Genomic DNA, 15071 nt, shown 5'->3' with positions numbered 1-15071 from the left:
TTGGAAACTTCGGCATCCCAGCGGGATTTGTCGGTCTCCATTGGGCCTAGTTCGGGCCTGGCTCAATCCATTACAGGAGCACCATGACCCGAAATTCTTCAAAAAGTCTAACGATTTCATGGTGCGGGTGGTGGGACTCGAACCCACACGATCTATAGGATCAGGGGATTTTAAGTCCCCGGCGTCTACCATTCCGCCACACCCGCAAGGCTCTGAGCAAGCAGTCAGGAATGCCCGTTAGCCGAAAGCGATAGCGGCTAGCAACATAGGCACGAGGCTGGGGACAGATTGCATCGCACTGACAAGTCAGCGCGAATCCGATCGACAGGGAGAATAGACGTGAGTGCGTTCAGTCTTCGTTTAGGCGGTTGCGGATTTCCTTGCCCGCCTTGAAGTAAGGAACACGCTTGGCGGGGACTTCAACCGCCTCGCCCGTACGCGGATTGCGACCCGTGCGAGCTTCACGATCGCGGGTCGAAAACGCTCCGAACCCGCGAAGCTCGACGCGGCCACCTTCCGCAAGCCTTTGAGATATCTCATCAAAAAATATGTCGACGACCTGTTCAACCTCTTCAGATCGCAGCTCAGGATTGTCTTTATGGAGTTCGGTAAGAAGCTCGGATCTTATCATTTTCGCCCTCCCGGCCCGTGCTGCAGCCCTGGTCTGCAATCACACCGTCGCGACTCTTTGTTCGCCACCAATCAAGAACCCGGACCCGACGGGCGCTATTCGATTGCTAAGGGATGCCAGAATCTTGCTAATTCCGCAAGGATAGCAACAAAATATATTAGAACGTTGATCAGGAAGATCGCCGTCAGCTTTGCTCAACAAGGTCGGCGGGCTTGAGCCCAAGACGCTCCATCCGAGCACGGATTTCGGGCCACTCTTCACGAAGGAACAGGTCGCGCTCTCGCCTGCGAAGCAACTCCGCGGCACCTTTCACGACATACATGCCCACGCCGCGTTGAACTTCGACCAATCCGTCATTCTGAAACTGCTGATACGCCTTCGCCACCGTCAGCGGATTGGCACCCTGCTCTGCAGCAAGCGCCCTAACGGAGGGAAGCATCGCGCCTTCAGGGTACAGCCCTTCGATGATCGCGGCGGCAATCTGGTCGCGCAGTTTGAGGTAAACGGGTCGTGATTGGGTCATAATTGTCTCTTCGCCAGGTGCTTCAGTGCCATAATACAGCCATGCGCGTCAAGCTACGCCTCTGACCGCATGCCGGATGCAGGAGGTCCCAACATGCGCGGCAATCGATCCCGTTCAGCGAAACAAAAGCTTCACACACGCAAAACGCACGCTAGGGTGCGCCGCGTTGAAGCTCGGCACACACGAGCACTTTCGGGGATATTCATACAAAATGGTCGAGGGATTCTTCTTCACATTCGATAGCGCGTTCGAGATGTGGGCATTTCGCGGTGCCTCCGTCGCGCTGGCAGCCTTCCTGCTTGGCGGGCTTTTCCTAATCACGCGGCCCGAGCCGGAGGTAGTCGGACATCCGAAGGGCCTCTTCGTGCTCTTCCTCGCAGAGATGTGGGAGCGCTTTTCCTATTACGGGATGCGGGCGCTGCTGATTTTCTACCTCGTCCAGCACTGGATGTTCTCGGACAGCGAGGCCTCCATTATCTACGGCGCTTACACCGCGCTGGTCTACATTACTCCGGTTGTCGGCGGCTATCTCGCCGACCAGTTCATCGGCCAACGCAAGGCGGTGCTGTTCGGAGCGGTCCTGCTGACGATCGGCCACTTCTTCATGGCGTTCGAAGGGACGGGCGGTCAGGACGATCCGACCATCAACGTCTTCTGGCTTGCGCTCGCCCTGATCATTGTCGGTTCGGGCTTCCTCAAAGCCAACATCTCGGTCATCGTCGGTCAGCTCTATTCGCGCACCGATATCCGCCGCGACCCGGCTTACACAATCTTCTACATGGGGATTAACGTGGGTGCTGCGACCGCGTCGATCATCTGCGGGTTCCTTGGCCAGACCTATGGCTGGGAATACGGCTTTGGTCTTGCCGGTGTCGGCATGCTGATCGGCCTTATCTTCTTCGTCATCGGCAAGCCGCTGCTCATGGGCAAGGGCGAGCCAAAAGATCCGGCGCGCATCGCCGGTGGCAAGGAGTGGGGCATCTATGGCGCAGGCCTCGGCATGGTCGCGCTGTGCTGGCTTGCCATCCAGTATCAGGACATGGTTGGCTGGGTTCTGCTCATCTTCGGCGGCGCGTTGGTGGCCTATGTCATCTTCACCGCCATCGTGAAGCTGCCTTCCGAAGAACGCGACCGCATCTTTGCGGCGATGTTCCTGATCTTCGTTTCGATCGTCTTCTGGGCGCTGTTCGAACAGGCGGGCTCCTCGCTCAACCTGTTCACCGATCGCCACGTGGATACGCAAGGCGTTAACGCCTCGATGTTCCAGTCGATCAACGCGATCTATATCGTCCTGCTCGCGCCATTGTTCGCAATGACGTGGCAGGGGCTGGCATCGAAGGGGATGGAGCCTTCCACCCCGATGAAGTTCGGCCTTGGCGTCGTCCAGGTTGGCCTCGGCTTCCTCGTTCTCGTCTGGGGCGCATCGAGCGTCGGCGTGAACGTACCGACGCCGGTGATCTTCATCTTCCTCATCTACCTGCTGCACACCACCGGTGAGCTCTGCCTCTCGCCAGTCGGCCTGTCGGCGATGAACCGCCTGAGCCCGGCTCATATGGCATCGCTCATCATGGGCACGTGGTTCTTCGCATCGGCTCTCGGCAACTTTGCAGCGGGCCTGATCGCGGCGGCAACCGGCGGTGACGGTATGACCGAAGAGGCCGGCAAGCAGGTCGTGCTCGAGGTTTACTCGACTGTCGGTTGGTACGCGGTTGCAATCGGCGTCGGGGTCATGGTGATCAGCCCGCTCGTCAAGAAGCTGATGCATCTCGACACGCTCAAGGACGACAGCGCGCACATCGAAGGCGAAGCTGAAGCGGGCCTCGAAGCGCACGAAGCAGGCCTTAGCAAAGCCTGACAAGCAAGCTTGTAGGCCAAGCTGTCCAGAAAACTGGACAACACCCTGATTTCTCGCCAAGTGAATGCTTTGCGCGAGAAATCAGGGGGCCAGCATGGCAAGACGTAGGGCAAGCACTCTTCCGGGAATGATGAGGGGGGCTGCACTCGCCGCCCTCGCCAGCGCGCTGGCACTCGGGGCATGCGCCACGACCGGAACGGCCAGCGCCGCCTCGGACGACGATGATGACGAAGCACCGCGCTTCGCCGCAATGACCGAGGCTGACGGGCCCTTCGCATCCACCTATCAACGCTATCCCGGTCGCCCGACTGCGCTGGTCAATGCGACCATTTTCGATGGCGCGGGCGGCATGATCGAAGGCGGCACCGTGCTGTTCCGCGACGGCGAAGTGGTCGCGGTCGGCACCGCTCTTTCTACCGATGGCTATGACGTGATCGATGCGAGCGGGAAGTACGTCACGCCTGGTATCATCGACATCCACTCGCACCTCGGCGACTATCCAAGCCCCAGCGTCGACGCACACGCCGATGGTAACGAGGCGACCAGCCCTACCACTCCCGAAGTCTGGGCCGAACACTCGGTCTGGCCGCAGGACCCCGGCTTCAGCCGCGCGCTTGCGAATGGCGGGATCACCGCGCTTCAGATCCTGCCCGGCTCGGCAAACCTGATGGGCGGGCGATCTGTCACGCTCAAGAACGTTCCCGCCCGCACGGTGCAGGGAATGAAGTTCCCCGGCGCGCCCTATGGATTCAAGATGGCCTGCGGTGAAAACCCCAAGCGCGTCTATGGCAATCGCGGGCGGATGCCTTCGACCCGCATGGGTAACTTCGCGCTCAATCGTCAGACCTGGTACGACGCGATCGACTACGGCAATTCCGAAGACCCCGACCGCGATCTCGCCAAGGAAACGCTGGTGGGTGTTCTCGAAGGCGATATCCTCGTTCACAACCACTGCTACCGCGCCGACGAGATGGCGCTTGTGATGGATATGGCGAAAGAGGTCGGATACCGCGTCACCGCCTTCCACCACGCGGTCGAAGCCTACAAGATCGGCGACCTCCTGCGCGAGAACGAGGTCTGCAGCGCGATCTGGGCCGATTGGTACGGCTTCAAGATGGAAGCCTATGACGGCATCCTCGAAAACGCCGCCTACCTTCAGCGCGAAGGCGCGTGCGTCGTGATCCATTCGGATGATCAGAACGACATCCAGCGCCTCAACCAGGAAGCGGCGAAAGCGCAGGCGGCCGGTCGCCGCGCGGGTATCGAGATTTCGGACGCGACCACCATCCAGTGGATCACCTTGAACGCCGCCAAGGCGATGGGCATCGACGAGATGACCGGTAGCCTCGAAGCTGGAAAGATGGCCGACGTGGTTTTGTGGAATGGCGATCCTTTGAGCGTCTATTCGCGGCCCGAAAAGGTCTGGGTCGATGGCGCGTTGTTGTTCGACATGATGGACCGTTCGCGCCGACCGGTCAGCGATTTCGAGCTCGGCCAACCGGGTGAAGGAGACGTGAAATGAGGAGTGTTCTCACAGCAGGATTGCTAGGCGCGGCAAGCGCTCTCGTCATCGCATCAAGCCCGCTCGCTGCGCAGGACGTCGTCATCACAAACGCAACCATTGCGATTGGCGATGGGACAGAGCCGATTGAGAACGGGACCGTGGTCATCCGCGGCGGGACAGTTGTCGCCGCCGGTGCCGGTGTAGCTACCCCTGCCGATGTGCCAGCAATGGACGCAGGCGGAGCCTGGGTGACGCCTGGCTTGTTCGCTACCGTCAGCACGCTCGGTATCTGGGATGTCAGTGCGGTCAGCGAGTCTAACGATCAGCGCGCCGGTGGCTCACCCTTCAGCGCGGCGCTCGATACAGCGCCGATCGTCAACCCGAACTCGCAACATATCCTGATCGGCCGTTCTGCCGGGGTCACACGCGCAGCAGCCGCCACACTCCCTTCCGCCTCCATCTTCGGCGGCCAGGGCGCGATCATCGATCTCGATGGCGATGCGACACCGGTCATGCGCGAGAAGGCGTTCCAAATGGTGGTCCTCGGCGAAGCGGGCGGACGGATTGCAGGCGGCAGCAGGGCCGCCGCCTTTGCCCTGTTCCATGCCGCACTGCGCGAAGCGGCCGCGCTCGGCGCTGGCATGCCGCGCACGCCCGAAATCGCGCAAGACGGCGAAGTCATGCTCAGCCGCTTCGATGCCGAAGCGCTGCGCAGCGTGGTGAGCGGTGAGCAGAAGCTCTACGTGTGGGTTGAACGTGCCTCTGACATTCGCTCGGTCCTCGCGCTGAGGGAGGAATTCGCCAACCTCGACCTTGTGCTCGTCGGTGCGAGCGAAGGGTGGATGGTGGCAGGTGACATCGCTTCTGCGGGCGTGCCGGTGATCGCCGACAGCCTCGACGATCTGCCCTCGAGCTTCGAACAGCTCGCCGCAACACAGAGCAATATCGGGCGGATGGTCGATGCGGGCGTCAAGGTCGCGATCAATTCTGCGGGCCTCAATCACAGCCATCGCCTCTCGCAATACGCGGGCAACCTCGTCGCGCTCAACAAGGTGCCGGGTGCATCTGGCCTCAGCTGGGGCGAGGCGTTCGCTGCGATCAGCTCCGTGCCCGCCTCGATCAGCGGATATGACGGTAGCGCCGGCGTGCTCGCGCCGGGCGCAGTGGGCGACGTGGTAGTCTGGGATGGCGATCCGCTCGAAGTGACCAGCGTACCGACGCAGGTCTATATAGGCGGGGTCGAGCAATCGCTCGACAGCCACCAGAGCCGCCTTCGCGAACGTTATCGCGATCTCGATGAGAGCATGCTGCCAAAGGCATATGACTGGTGATACGCGCATTGCTGATTGCATCGCTTGCGGCTCTGGCGAGCCCTGCGGCCTTGGCAGAGGCTCATATCGAACCGCCCAGCGAGGAAGAGCTTGCAGAAAAACAGGCCGCTGAGGAGGCCGCCAAGCGCGTCTATCTCAACGCGCAGCAGGCCTACCTGTCTGGACTGATGGCGACCGATGGCTGGTACACAATGCCGGGCGGGCTGCGCTGGCGGTATGTCGAATATCGCGGGACCGGCCCGAAACCCACGCCAGCGGACCGGGTGACGGTCAATTACGAGGGCACCTTCATCGATGGAGAGGTCTTCGACAGCTCGTTCGAACGCGGGACGCCTGCGACTTTCGGGCTGAGCGGCCTGATAGAGGCGTGGGAGATGGCAATACCGCAGATGCATGTCGGCGAGACGATCGAACTCGCCGCTCCTGCGACTCTCGCTTACGGTCCTCAGGGTCGTGGGCCCATCCCGGGCGGGGCGACGCTCGTGTTCAAGGTTGAGCTAATCGGGATCGAAGGGCGCTAGCTGACCTTTGTAGCCCAATCCGTCGGGGCCTCGTCTTCGCCAAAAAGATGCTGCGCTCCCCAATCGGCCATCTCGCGGTACATCGGCGTGAGCGCTTTTGCGCGCTCGGTCAGCATATAGCGCGCGCGCTTGCCTTCGGGCGGCTCGCGCACCATCAGGCCTGCCTCCTGCAGGATAGCCAGGCGTGAGGTCAGCGCGGCACGGTTGATCCCCAAAGGCTCGATGAAATCTTCGAACCGCTCAGCGCCGAAGAAGGCTTCGCGCAGGATGAGCAACACCCAGCGGTCGCCGAGCACGCGCGCAGCACGGCCGATCGGGCAAGGCGAGCGGGAAGGCTGATAGGTCTTCATACAGTCTGCATATCAGACTTGGCAGCGTCGCTGGCAAGAGGCATAAAGTCTGCGAATCAGACTTTTTGGAGATATCCGCCATGTCCTCGTCCCGTTTTGACAGTCCCGAAGCCTCAATCGACTACATGAAGAAGGTCGCCGTGGCGCGCTCCGGCTTTTCCAACTGGCTACAGGTCGAACCGCTGGTCGTATGGGAGGGCAAGAGCGAGTTGCTCCTCGAATTGCGCCCAGAAATGACCCAGCACCACGGCTTTGCGCATGGCGGCATTGTCGGGCTGATGGCCGACAACGCCTGCGCATGGGCCGGAGCGTCGGTCGCGGGCGACGTCGTGACAGGCGGCTACACGATCAATTTCCTGCGCCCCGCCCTCGGCGAGAGGCTCCGTGCCAAGGGAGAGGTCATTAAGCCGGGCAAGCGACAGGTTATCGTGCGTGCGAATGTCTGGGCAGAGAGCGAGGGCGCAGATCCAGTTCACGTAGCGACCACTCAGGCCACAATTATCCCCACAGGACGCGTACAGGCAGACTAGGGGATCGGCTGGGCAAGTGGTATCTTGTCCAGCCATGGACGGGACAATCATCACGCTCATCGCGGCTAACGCTGCCTTTGTCGGCACGCACTTCATCATGTCGCATCCGCTGCGGGCGCCCATGGTGAAGATGTTCGGCGATCTGGGCTTTCAGGTCGTCTATTCGGTCATCAGCATCGCGACGCTCGCCTGGGTGTATTTCGCCTTCAAGGCCGCTCCGCCTTCCGATCTGCCCGGATCGGGACAGGTTGGCTGGATCATCGCGACGCTTCTTACATTGCCTGCGATGGTTCTGTTTGCAGGATCGGTGATGGGCAATCCCGCCTTGCCGACTCCGCAAGCCAAAGAGCAGGCCCGCGCCGCGCCCAAGGGCGTCTTCACCATCACGCGCCACCCGATGATGTGGGGTTTTGCGCTCTGGGCGCTTTCGCACATCGTGCTGTTCTGGAGCCTGCGCACCACCATCACTGCGCTGGCCATGGGCATCCTCGCACTGGTCGGAGCAAAGCTTCAGGACCGCAAGAAAAAGGCGCTGATGGGCGATGCCTGGCAGCAATGGGAGTCGAATACGAGCTTTTGGCCGCGAGTTGGCGGTTTTGCGAAGGCCGGGCCGCTGCCATGGACGCTGGGCCTGATCTTCTTCGTTTTCTTCAGCTGGCTCCACTGGCCGCTTGGCGGTATCCGTGCTGGCATCTGGGCCTGGTTCTAGCGCTCAGCTTCCTGTCCGAGCACCCAAATGAGCCGCGCCTCCTGTGAGCGACGCTCGAATGACAGCGCGTGGCCCGAACCCTCGAACGACTGAAATTGCCAGCCCGCGCCAATCTGAGCGAGCGCGCGTCCGTGGCTGTCATCGATGACGCGGTCGGCGGTGCCGTGCTGGATGAGCACCGGTAGGTCGGAGAACTTCTCAAGCCTTTCAGCATTTTCGTATCGCTCACGCAGCAGGGCGCCGACAGGGGCCCACCACAAGCTGTCCGACGCCGCATCGGTAAGCGAGGTAAATGGCGCGATGAGGACAAGTCCAGCTGGCGGCGATCCCGCCTCGACAAGTTTCAGCGCCGTATAGGTTGCGACCCCGCCGCCAATCGAATTGCCGATAACGTAGAGCTCCGATGGCGATTGGCCATGCTCGCTCAGCCACGCCAGCGCCGCATCGGCATCGCGGTAGAAGCCCTCTTCCGACGGCTCACCCGGATTTCCGCCGTATCCACGATATTCGACAAGCAGAACGCCCAGCCCTGCCGCAGCAAGAGCGCCATTCGACACACTCGCTCCTTCGAGAGTGCCGCCATTCCCGTGAAAGTAGAGCACGCTCGGCGCACCGGGTGAGGGTGCGCGGTAGAAGGCTCGCAGTCGCAACCCGTCATCGGTCTCAAGCGTGACTTCCTCATAGCCCGGCGTCAGCGGGGCAATGCGGTTTGGCGCGGGGTAGATGAAGCGAGATTGAAACAGAAACAGCGCTGCAACCACGAGGGCATAAGCGAGCGCTGCAAACCCGATAAACCGAAGCGCTGTGGTCACGCTTTATTGCCCCTTGAACTGCGCCTCGCGCTTTTCGATCAGGGCAGCGACACCTTCGGCGTGGTCATCGGTGGTGTGCATCATCGCCTGCGTGTTCGCAGCCATCTCGAGCGCGGTGTCATAGCTGACCTGCTGACCCTGGCGCAGCAGCATCTTGGATTGGCGAAGGCTGTGCGGCGGCATCTTGGAGATCTTCGCAGCCATCGCCTGCGCTTCGTCCATCAGGCTCTCATGCGGCACGACTTCGCTCACCAGGCCCCATTCCTTTGCCTGCTCTGCACCGATGACATCACCGGTGTAGAACAGCTGTGAAGCGCGGCTCATGCCGATTACGCGCGGCAAGATCCACGTGCCGCCATCGCCCGGAATTATACCAAGCTTGAGGAAGGTGACGCCGAACTTGGCCTTGTCGCTCGCAATGCGGATGTCGGCGAGACAGGCGACGTCGCATCCCAGCCCGATCGCCGGACCGTTGATCGCCGCAATGACGGGCACGCGCAATGTATGAAGCGCGCGCAGCATCATGTGAATGTTGTCGCGATACCCGTCCGAAATCGCAGGCGTCGTACCTCCGAACGTGCCGGTCTTGTCGCGCATCGCCTTAATGTCGCCGCCCGCCGAGAAAGCCCGGCCAGCCCCGGTCAGGATGACGCAGCGAACCTCCATGTCACGGTTGATCGCCGTACAGACCCGCGTGAACTCATCTCCATCGCCCGGCGCGCCTAGCGGGTTCATGCTTTCGGCGCGGTTGATCGTGAGCGTGGTCACAGGACCGTTGCGGTCGATGGAGAGCAATGTCATTGTTCGAGACAAGTCTTTCTATGAATGAGGCACGAAGATGCCTCGCATAGCAGGGCCGGGCGCCTGGAGGGAACCTTTGCAAAGCCTTGCAGTTGGTAAGGCACGGTAACACAGGAGTATTTGCATGGCGCATGCCGCATTGGCCGTATTGACCTCGCCCGTGCTCGTCGGGCCCATTCCGGCAGCAGCGATGGTCGATGTAAACGTTGCCGGCGTGCCAATTCCGGTGCTCGAATCGCCCGCTTCGCCGCCGCAGGAGCTCTTGCCGCTCAGCTGGTCGCTGACCCCGCGACAGGAAGAGCAGGAGCCGCAGCCCGGCACAACTCCACCCGAGCAAGGCGAAGAAGGCGACGATGAAAACGTCATCGTCGTCGAGGGCGAATATGGCCCGGCCGAAGGCGATCCGATGGAAGAGATCAACGCGGCGAGCTACCGGATCACCCAGGAAGTGGACGAGGCGCTCGTCCAGCCGGTTGCCTATCTTTATCGCGACGCCCTGCCCGATCCGATCCGTGACGGGCTCAGCAATGTTGTTCGCAACCTGCGTGAGCCTGCGAATTTCCTGAACTTCCTGCTGCAGTTCAAGATCGGCGATGCGCTTGAGACGCTTGGTCGGTTCGCGATCAACTCGACGATTGGCGTGGGCGGCCTTTTCGATGTCGCCGAAAAGGACGGGATCGGCCTGCCATATCGCCGCAACGGCTTTGCCAACACGCTTGGCTTCTACGGCGTGGGTTCGGGGCCCTACCTCTACCTGCCCATTGCGGGCGCGACTTCCTTGCGCGACGTGATCGGCGATACGCTCGATCAGTTCGTGCTGCCCGTCGCGGTGGGCCGCCCATTCAACACGCCGGAATATGCGATCCCCTATTTTGTCGTGAGCAACCTCGATAGCCGTCTCGAAGTCGATGCTGAGCTGGACGAGATCCGCCAGACTGTCGATCCCTACGCCGCGCGCCGCGACACCTATCTCTACCGCCGCGAGCGCGAGATCGCCCTGCTGCGAGGCGAAGAACCGCCCGAACGGCCCGCCATCGTTGAGGAGATCGACGAAGCGCTTCCGGGTCTGCAGCCGGGTGAAACCGAAGGCGGTCCGGAGGATGACGATGCTCCCGATAGCCCGAGCATTTCGTACGAGCCAACCCTCGAGGCGATGCAACTAGCGCACGCGATCACGATCACGCGGCCTACCGAATACACGATTGCCTATGCCGGAGCTGAGCCCGCGACGCGCTAAGGCTTGATCGAGAGGTCGAGCCAGCGAGCGTAATTTCGCACGGTTGCAGGCTGTTGCTCCGGCCATGCGGGCATATCTGACACGTCGACGCCGCTAAGCCTGGCCCAGTCATGCGGCCAGTCGAGCGCGATATCGTCACCGTCGATCATGAGGTCGGTGACCAGATCGTCGTCAGGATGAGGCGTCAGGCGTGGCTCCACATAGGAAAGCGCCATGTCCCATACGAATTGTACCGCTGCGGGGCTGCATTCGTCGGACATGAGGCGAAGGAATTCGCTCTGGTTCGGATTGGGCCGCATGCGGGCCAGCCGCTCATGGGCTCGGCGGATGCGCCAGTACCCATAGCCCATCCACGCCGACAGCGCAGCGGCCACGAAGATCGTGCTCGCAAGCCATTCCGGAATGCCCAGCAGCGCGCCCACTGGCGATCACCGTCAGGTTCTCAGGCCCGGGCTTCTTCCTCGATACTGGTCGAGTTGTGCTTGAGCGCCTTTAGGACAGTGTCGACGATATGAGGCGCGCTAAGGCCCGCTTCCTCGTACTGCTTGTCGGGCGAATCCTGGTCCTGGAATGTGTCGGGCAGGCGCATGGTGCGCACCTTCAGCCCGTTGTCGGTGAGGCCTTCGTCCGTGGCGTAAGTCAGCACATGAGCGCCCAGACCGCCGATTGCGCCCTCTTCAATCGTCACCACTACCTCGTGCGTGCGCATCAGGCGGGCGATGAGGTCTTCGTCGAGCGGCTTGGCAAAGCGCATGTCGGCAACCGTGGTCGACAGGCCCTTGGCTTCAAGCTGGTCGGCGGCCTTCTTGGCTTCTTCGAGCCGGGCACCGAGCGAAAGAATCGCGACCTTGGACCCCTCGCGCACGAGCCGGCCCTTGCCGATCTCGAGCTTCTGCGGCGTCTCGGGTAGCGGGACACCAACGCCGCTGCCACGCGGATAGCGGAAGGCGATAGGGCCTTCGTCATACTCTACAGCCGTGTAGGTCATGTGGACCAGTTCGGCTTCGTCCGCTGCGGCCATGACGACCATGTTGGGCAGCGTCGCGAGATAGGTGATGTCGAACGATCCGGCATGGGTGCAGCCATCCGCGCCCACGAGGCCAGCGCGGTCGATGGCAAAGCGCACCGGCAGGTTCTGAATCGCAACATCATGCACGACCTGGTCATAGGCGCGCTGCAGGAAGGTCGAGTAAATCGCGGCGAACGGGCGCATGCCCTGCGCTGCAAGGCCTGCGGCGAAGGTGACGCCGTGCTGCTCAGCAATGCCGACATCGAAACTGCGATCCGGGTGGCGCTGGGCAAAGCGATCGACGCCGGTGCCCGACGGCATCGCAGCCGTAATCGCGCAGATACGTTTGTCGGTGTCAGCCAGGTCTGCCAGCGTGTCCCCGAAAACGTTCTGGTAAGCGGGCGCTCCCGCCGAACCCTTCTGCTTTTCGCCGGTGACGACGTTGAATTTGGGAACGCCGTGATACTTGTCGGCGCTTTCTTCGGCAGGCTTGTAGCCCTTGCCCTTTTCCGTGACGACGTGGATCAGCACGGGCCCTTCAGACGTGTCGCGCACGTTTTCAAGCACGGGGATCAAGTGGTCGAGATTGTGCCCGTCAATCGGGCCGACATAGTAGAAGCCGAGCTCTTCAAAAAGCGTACCGCCGGTCACCATGCCGCGCGAATACTCTTCCGCCTTGCCAAGTGCATCGTGCAGGCGGCGGCTCATCTTCTTGACTGCCTTGGAAGCAAGGCTGCGAAGGCCGAGATACTCGCTGGAGGAGACCATGCGCGCAAGATACGCCGACAGGCCGCCAACCGGAGGCGCGATCGACATGTCGTTATCGTTGAGGATCACGACCAGGCGATTGCCCGCCTGCGCCGCGTTGTTCATCGCCTCGTAGGCCATCCCCGCGCTCATCGCGCCGTCGCCGATCACCGCGATCCCGCGGCCAGGCTTGTCGTTGAGCTTGTTGGCAATCGCAAAGCCGAGCGCAGCTGAGATCGAGGTCGAGGAGTGTGCCGCGCCGAACGGATCGTATTCGCTCTCGGCACGTTTGGTGAAACCCGAAAGCCCGCCACCCTGACGGATGGTGCGGATGCGGTCGCGTCTGCCGGTGATGATCTTGTGCGGATAGCACTGGTGCCCGACGTCCCAGATCAGCTTGTCGTCAGGCGTGTTGAAGACGTAGTGGATCGCCACAGTAAGCTCGACCACGCCAAGGCCGGAACCAAGGTGCCCGCCCGAGACGCTGACCGCGTCGATCATTTCGGCGCGCAGCTCATCGGCCAGTTGGCGCAGCTGTTCAGGCTTGAGTTTACGAAGCTCGTCAGGAGTCGGGATCGTATCGAGCAGCGGAGTGGATGGCGAAAGACTCATGGCGAAATGCCCTACACCTTTGTTTCTAGCCTGTCGATGAACGCTTTACCGCTTGTGGAGCCCGGTTCACCGACAAGTGACAATAGACCCTTACACATAGCCTGTCAGGCTATCACGACTCTGGCGTGTTGGATAGGTTCGTCCGGGAAGACGTAGCGTCAAGCGCAAAGGCGGCATAGGCCGCGGATTTCCAAAACGGGCCGCTTGGCCTGGAAATCACGCGCGGAAGCGAGCGCACGCACGGCGCGGCTTACCTCTTCATCGTCGACATGGCTTGCCTCTCCGCATTCGTCACAGACAAGGAAGATGCAGTCATGCTGACAGCCCGGATGCGTGTTGGCGAGATAGGCGTTGGCGCTTTCGACCCTGAGCGCGAGGTTGTTCGCCACGAACAGGTCGAGGATGCGGTAGACAGAGTTGGGCGCAACGCGTTTGCCGCGCGCTTTCGAGAGGTTGTCGGCGATGTCGTAAGCGGAAGCCGGGCGTTCCTGTCCGGCCAGTTCGCTGAAGACCGCCTCGCGCATGCTCGTCCACTGCTCGCCTGACGCAACAAGCGCGTCGTGGGCGGCGGCGATCAATTTGTCGCCGGCATGCTCTTCATGAGCGTGTTGATGCTGTGTAGCCATCCGCCCTTTATAGGCGCGCGGCCGGCGGTTTGCCAGTCGCGCTGCCCCCACGATCAACCGTCGCGAAGGAAGCTATCCCTGAAGTCGCTCGGGAACATCACACGCAGCGCCTCGACCTTGGGCGCGTCCCAGCGCACGATGTAGGGGCTGCGCGGGTTTTTCACCATGTAGTCCTGGTGGTAGTCTTCCGCCGCATAGAAGGTGCGCATGCGCTCGACCTTGGTGACAATCGGGCGGCCCCAGATGCCAGAGGCGTCCATCTGCGCGAGATATGCCTCGGCAACCGCGCGCTGCTCGGCGCTGGTGGGGACGAGAGCGCTGCGGTAATGCGCGCCCACGTCAGGGCCCTGGCGGTTAAGCAGCGTTGGATCGGCTACGACCGAGAAGAAGATGCGCAGCAATTCGTCATAGCGAATGACATAGGGGTCGTAAGTGATCCGAACCGCCTCTGCATGGTTCGTACCGCCAGCGGTGATGCGGTTGTACTTCGCGGTGGCAGCCGCGCCGCCGTGATAGCCGCTTTCGGCCGACTTCACACCTTTGATGTGGCTGAAGACGCCTTCGACGCCCCAGAAGCATCCGCCTGCGAATATGGCGGTCTTGAGCCCGGCACCCTCGCGCGCGATGCGTTCGGGAGCGGGAGCGTTGACCGGCTTGTCGAGTGCAAGCGCCGGGGTTGCGGCACTGGTCAGCGCGAGGGCGATTGCAGCGTTACGGATTGCGCGGCGGGCTTTGCTCATTCGGCGTTCTCCGCAGTGTCCGCTTCGAAAGGCACGATCAGGAACTCGTCAGCAGGCTGCGGCGCTTCGAGCGGCTGCGCAGCGATTGCGTGCGATTCGAGTTCGGGGCCCCACTGGTCGATGGTGGCAGCACCGACAAGCAGGCCACCAGCGGCAAAGCCGAGGGCGAAGTTGCGATAGAGATCAGGGGCGAAGAGGGTCATTGGTCGTCTCGCGGGGTCTGTTCAGGTTCGACAGTCGTTCCATTAATAACGGCGCGCTTGCGCTGAGCTTAACGGGCGGATCATGCGACATTTCGTTACAGTGTTCGTGCCAAGGTGTTCATGCACGTGTTCGTTGCTGGCCCTGATTTGGTTACGCTTGCCCGTGTGCGAAAGATGCACGCTCCCAAGCCTTTCTTCGTCGTCACGCAGGCGAACTTTGCCGCAAAGTGGACCACCCAAGCCCGCCTTTAGGAAAACGCGAAGTCGCTGCAATCACCTGTTTCCATGAGACAAAATGCTGTTTGAGTGTATTCACGGTGTGACTTTCCG

Annotated in this window: 17 protein-coding genes and 1 tRNA gene; 7 read left to right on the top strand and 11 right to left on the bottom strand. The window is 61.6% G+C overall.

Annotated features, from left to right (window positions below; all coding sequences use genetic code 11):
- Window positions 1-119 precede the first annotated feature (119 nt).
- From NAP1_RS13320 to NAP1_RS13310, 3 genes are all read right to left on the bottom strand, one after another.
- Window positions 120-206: transfer RNA gene (locus tag NAP1_RS13320), tRNA-Leu, on the bottom strand.
- 143 nt (window positions 207-349) lie between these two features.
- Window positions 350-631 carry an integration host factor subunit beta gene (locus tag NAP1_RS13315; protein ID WP_007165838.1) on the bottom strand — a complete coding sequence of 94 codons (282 nt, stop codon included), beginning with the start codon at window positions 629-631 and terminating at the stop codon, window positions 350-352.
- A 184-nt stretch (window positions 632-815) separates the two neighbouring features.
- The gene (locus tag NAP1_RS13310; RefSeq protein WP_007165837.1) at window positions 816-1154 is read right to left on the bottom strand and encodes a GntR family transcriptional regulator; all 339 of its coding nucleotides are present in this window, start codon (window positions 1152-1154) and stop codon (window positions 816-818) included.
- Window positions 1155-1365: 211 nt separating this feature from the next.
- Between NAP1_RS13310 and NAP1_RS13305 the strand changes: the two genes are divergently transcribed.
- The 4 genes from NAP1_RS13305 to NAP1_RS13290 all read left to right on the top strand — a co-directional run bounded on the left by NAP1_RS13305 (window position 1366) and on the right by NAP1_RS13290 (window position 6365).
- Window positions 1366-3009, top strand: coding sequence for a peptide MFS transporter (locus NAP1_RS13305; protein WP_007165836.1), 1644 nt, complete (start codon window positions 1366-1368; stop codon window positions 3007-3009).
- A gap of 127 nt (window positions 3010-3136) precedes the next feature.
- Entirely contained in the window at window positions 3137-4531 is a 1395-nt protein-coding gene (locus NAP1_RS13300; protein ID WP_007165835.1) for an amidohydrolase, read from the top strand.
- On the top strand, window positions 4528-5844 hold the full coding sequence (locus NAP1_RS13295) for an amidohydrolase family protein (RefSeq protein ID WP_007165834.1): 1317 nt from the start codon (window positions 4528-4530) through the stop codon (window positions 5842-5844). The genes NAP1_RS13300 and NAP1_RS13295 overlap by 4 nt, the downstream gene beginning before the upstream one ends.
- The gene (locus NAP1_RS13290) at window positions 5841-6365 is read left to right on the top strand and encodes an FKBP-type peptidyl-prolyl cis-trans isomerase (protein ID WP_007165833.1); all 525 of its coding nucleotides are present in this window, start codon (window positions 5841-5843) and stop codon (window positions 6363-6365) included. The genes NAP1_RS13295 and NAP1_RS13290 overlap by 4 nt, the downstream gene beginning before the upstream one ends.
- Here NAP1_RS13290 and NAP1_RS13285 read toward each other — a convergent pair.
- On the bottom strand, window positions 6362-6715 hold the full coding sequence (locus NAP1_RS13285; RefSeq protein ID WP_007165832.1) for a helix-turn-helix domain-containing protein: 354 nt from the start codon (window positions 6713-6715) through the stop codon (window positions 6362-6364). The genes NAP1_RS13290 and NAP1_RS13285 overlap by 4 nt on opposite strands.
- Before the next feature lie 80 nt (window positions 6716-6795).
- Here NAP1_RS13285 and NAP1_RS13280 point away from each other — a divergent pair, with 80 nt between their 5' ends.
- Both NAP1_RS13280 and NAP1_RS13275 read left to right on the top strand, forming a co-directional pair.
- A complete protein-coding gene (locus tag NAP1_RS13280) occupies window positions 6796-7245 on the top strand; it encodes a PaaI family thioesterase (RefSeq protein WP_007165831.1) in 450 nt (149 codons plus the stop codon).
- 34 nt (window positions 7246-7279) lie between these two features.
- On the top strand, window positions 7280-7954 hold the full coding sequence (locus NAP1_RS13275) for an NnrU family protein (RefSeq protein WP_007165830.1): 675 nt from the start codon (window positions 7280-7282) through the stop codon (window positions 7952-7954).
- On the opposite strand, the gene NAP1_RS13270 is transcribed toward NAP1_RS13275, so the two are convergent.
- Together NAP1_RS13270 and NAP1_RS13265 are read right to left on the bottom strand one after the other, a co-directional pair.
- Window positions 7951-8766, bottom strand: a complete 816-nt coding sequence (locus NAP1_RS13270; RefSeq protein ID WP_007165829.1) for an alpha/beta hydrolase — start codon at window positions 8764-8766, stop codon at window positions 7951-7953. The two genes, NAP1_RS13275 and NAP1_RS13270, sit on opposite strands and share 4 nt — an antisense overlap.
- 3 nt (window positions 8767-8769) lie before the next feature.
- Entirely contained in the window at window positions 8770-9567 is a 798-nt protein-coding gene (locus NAP1_RS13265; RefSeq protein ID WP_007165828.1) for a crotonase/enoyl-CoA hydratase family protein, read from the bottom strand.
- Window positions 9568-9691: 124 nt separating this feature from the next.
- Between NAP1_RS13265 and NAP1_RS16055 the strand changes: the two genes are divergently transcribed.
- On the top strand, window positions 9692-10804 hold the full coding sequence (locus NAP1_RS16055; protein WP_007165827.1) for a VacJ family lipoprotein: 1113 nt from the start codon (window positions 9692-9694) through the stop codon (window positions 10802-10804).
- Here the strand turns inward: NAP1_RS16055 and NAP1_RS13255 are convergent.
- The 5 genes from NAP1_RS13255 to NAP1_RS13235 all read right to left on the bottom strand — a co-directional run bounded on the left by NAP1_RS13255 (window position 10801) and on the right by NAP1_RS13235 (window position 14741).
- Entirely contained in the window at window positions 10801-11226 is a 426-nt protein-coding gene (locus NAP1_RS13255; protein WP_007165826.1) for a hypothetical protein, read from the bottom strand. The two genes, NAP1_RS16055 and NAP1_RS13255, sit on opposite strands and share 4 nt — an antisense overlap.
- Before the next feature lie 20 nt (window positions 11227-11246).
- Complete coding sequence (gene dxs / locus NAP1_RS13250; protein WP_007165825.1) at window positions 11247-13172, bottom strand: 1-deoxy-D-xylulose-5-phosphate synthase; 1926 nt, start codon at window positions 13170-13172, stop codon at window positions 11247-11249.
- Between the two features lie 158 nt (window positions 13173-13330).
- Window positions 13331-13798, bottom strand: a complete 468-nt coding sequence (locus NAP1_RS13245) for a Fur family transcriptional regulator (protein WP_007165824.1) — start codon at window positions 13796-13798, stop codon at window positions 13331-13333.
- 53 nt (window positions 13799-13851) lie between these two features.
- Window positions 13852-14538, bottom strand: coding sequence for a peptide-methionine (S)-S-oxide reductase MsrA (gene msrA, locus NAP1_RS13240; RefSeq protein WP_007165823.1), 687 nt, complete (start codon window positions 14536-14538; stop codon window positions 13852-13854).
- The gene (locus NAP1_RS13235; protein ID WP_007165822.1) at window positions 14535-14741 is read right to left on the bottom strand and encodes a hypothetical protein; all 207 of its coding nucleotides are present in this window, start codon (window positions 14739-14741) and stop codon (window positions 14535-14537) included. The genes msrA and NAP1_RS13235 overlap by 4 nt, the downstream gene beginning before the upstream one ends.
- Window positions 14742-15071 lie beyond the last annotated feature (330 nt).

The organism is Erythrobacter sp. NAP1, assembly GCF_000152865.1.
Classification (GTDB): domain Bacteria; phylum Pseudomonadota; class Alphaproteobacteria; order Sphingomonadales; family Sphingomonadaceae; genus Erythrobacter.
Note: the sequence above shows the minus strand (reverse complement) of the source record. Positions and strands in the feature narration are given on the sequence as shown.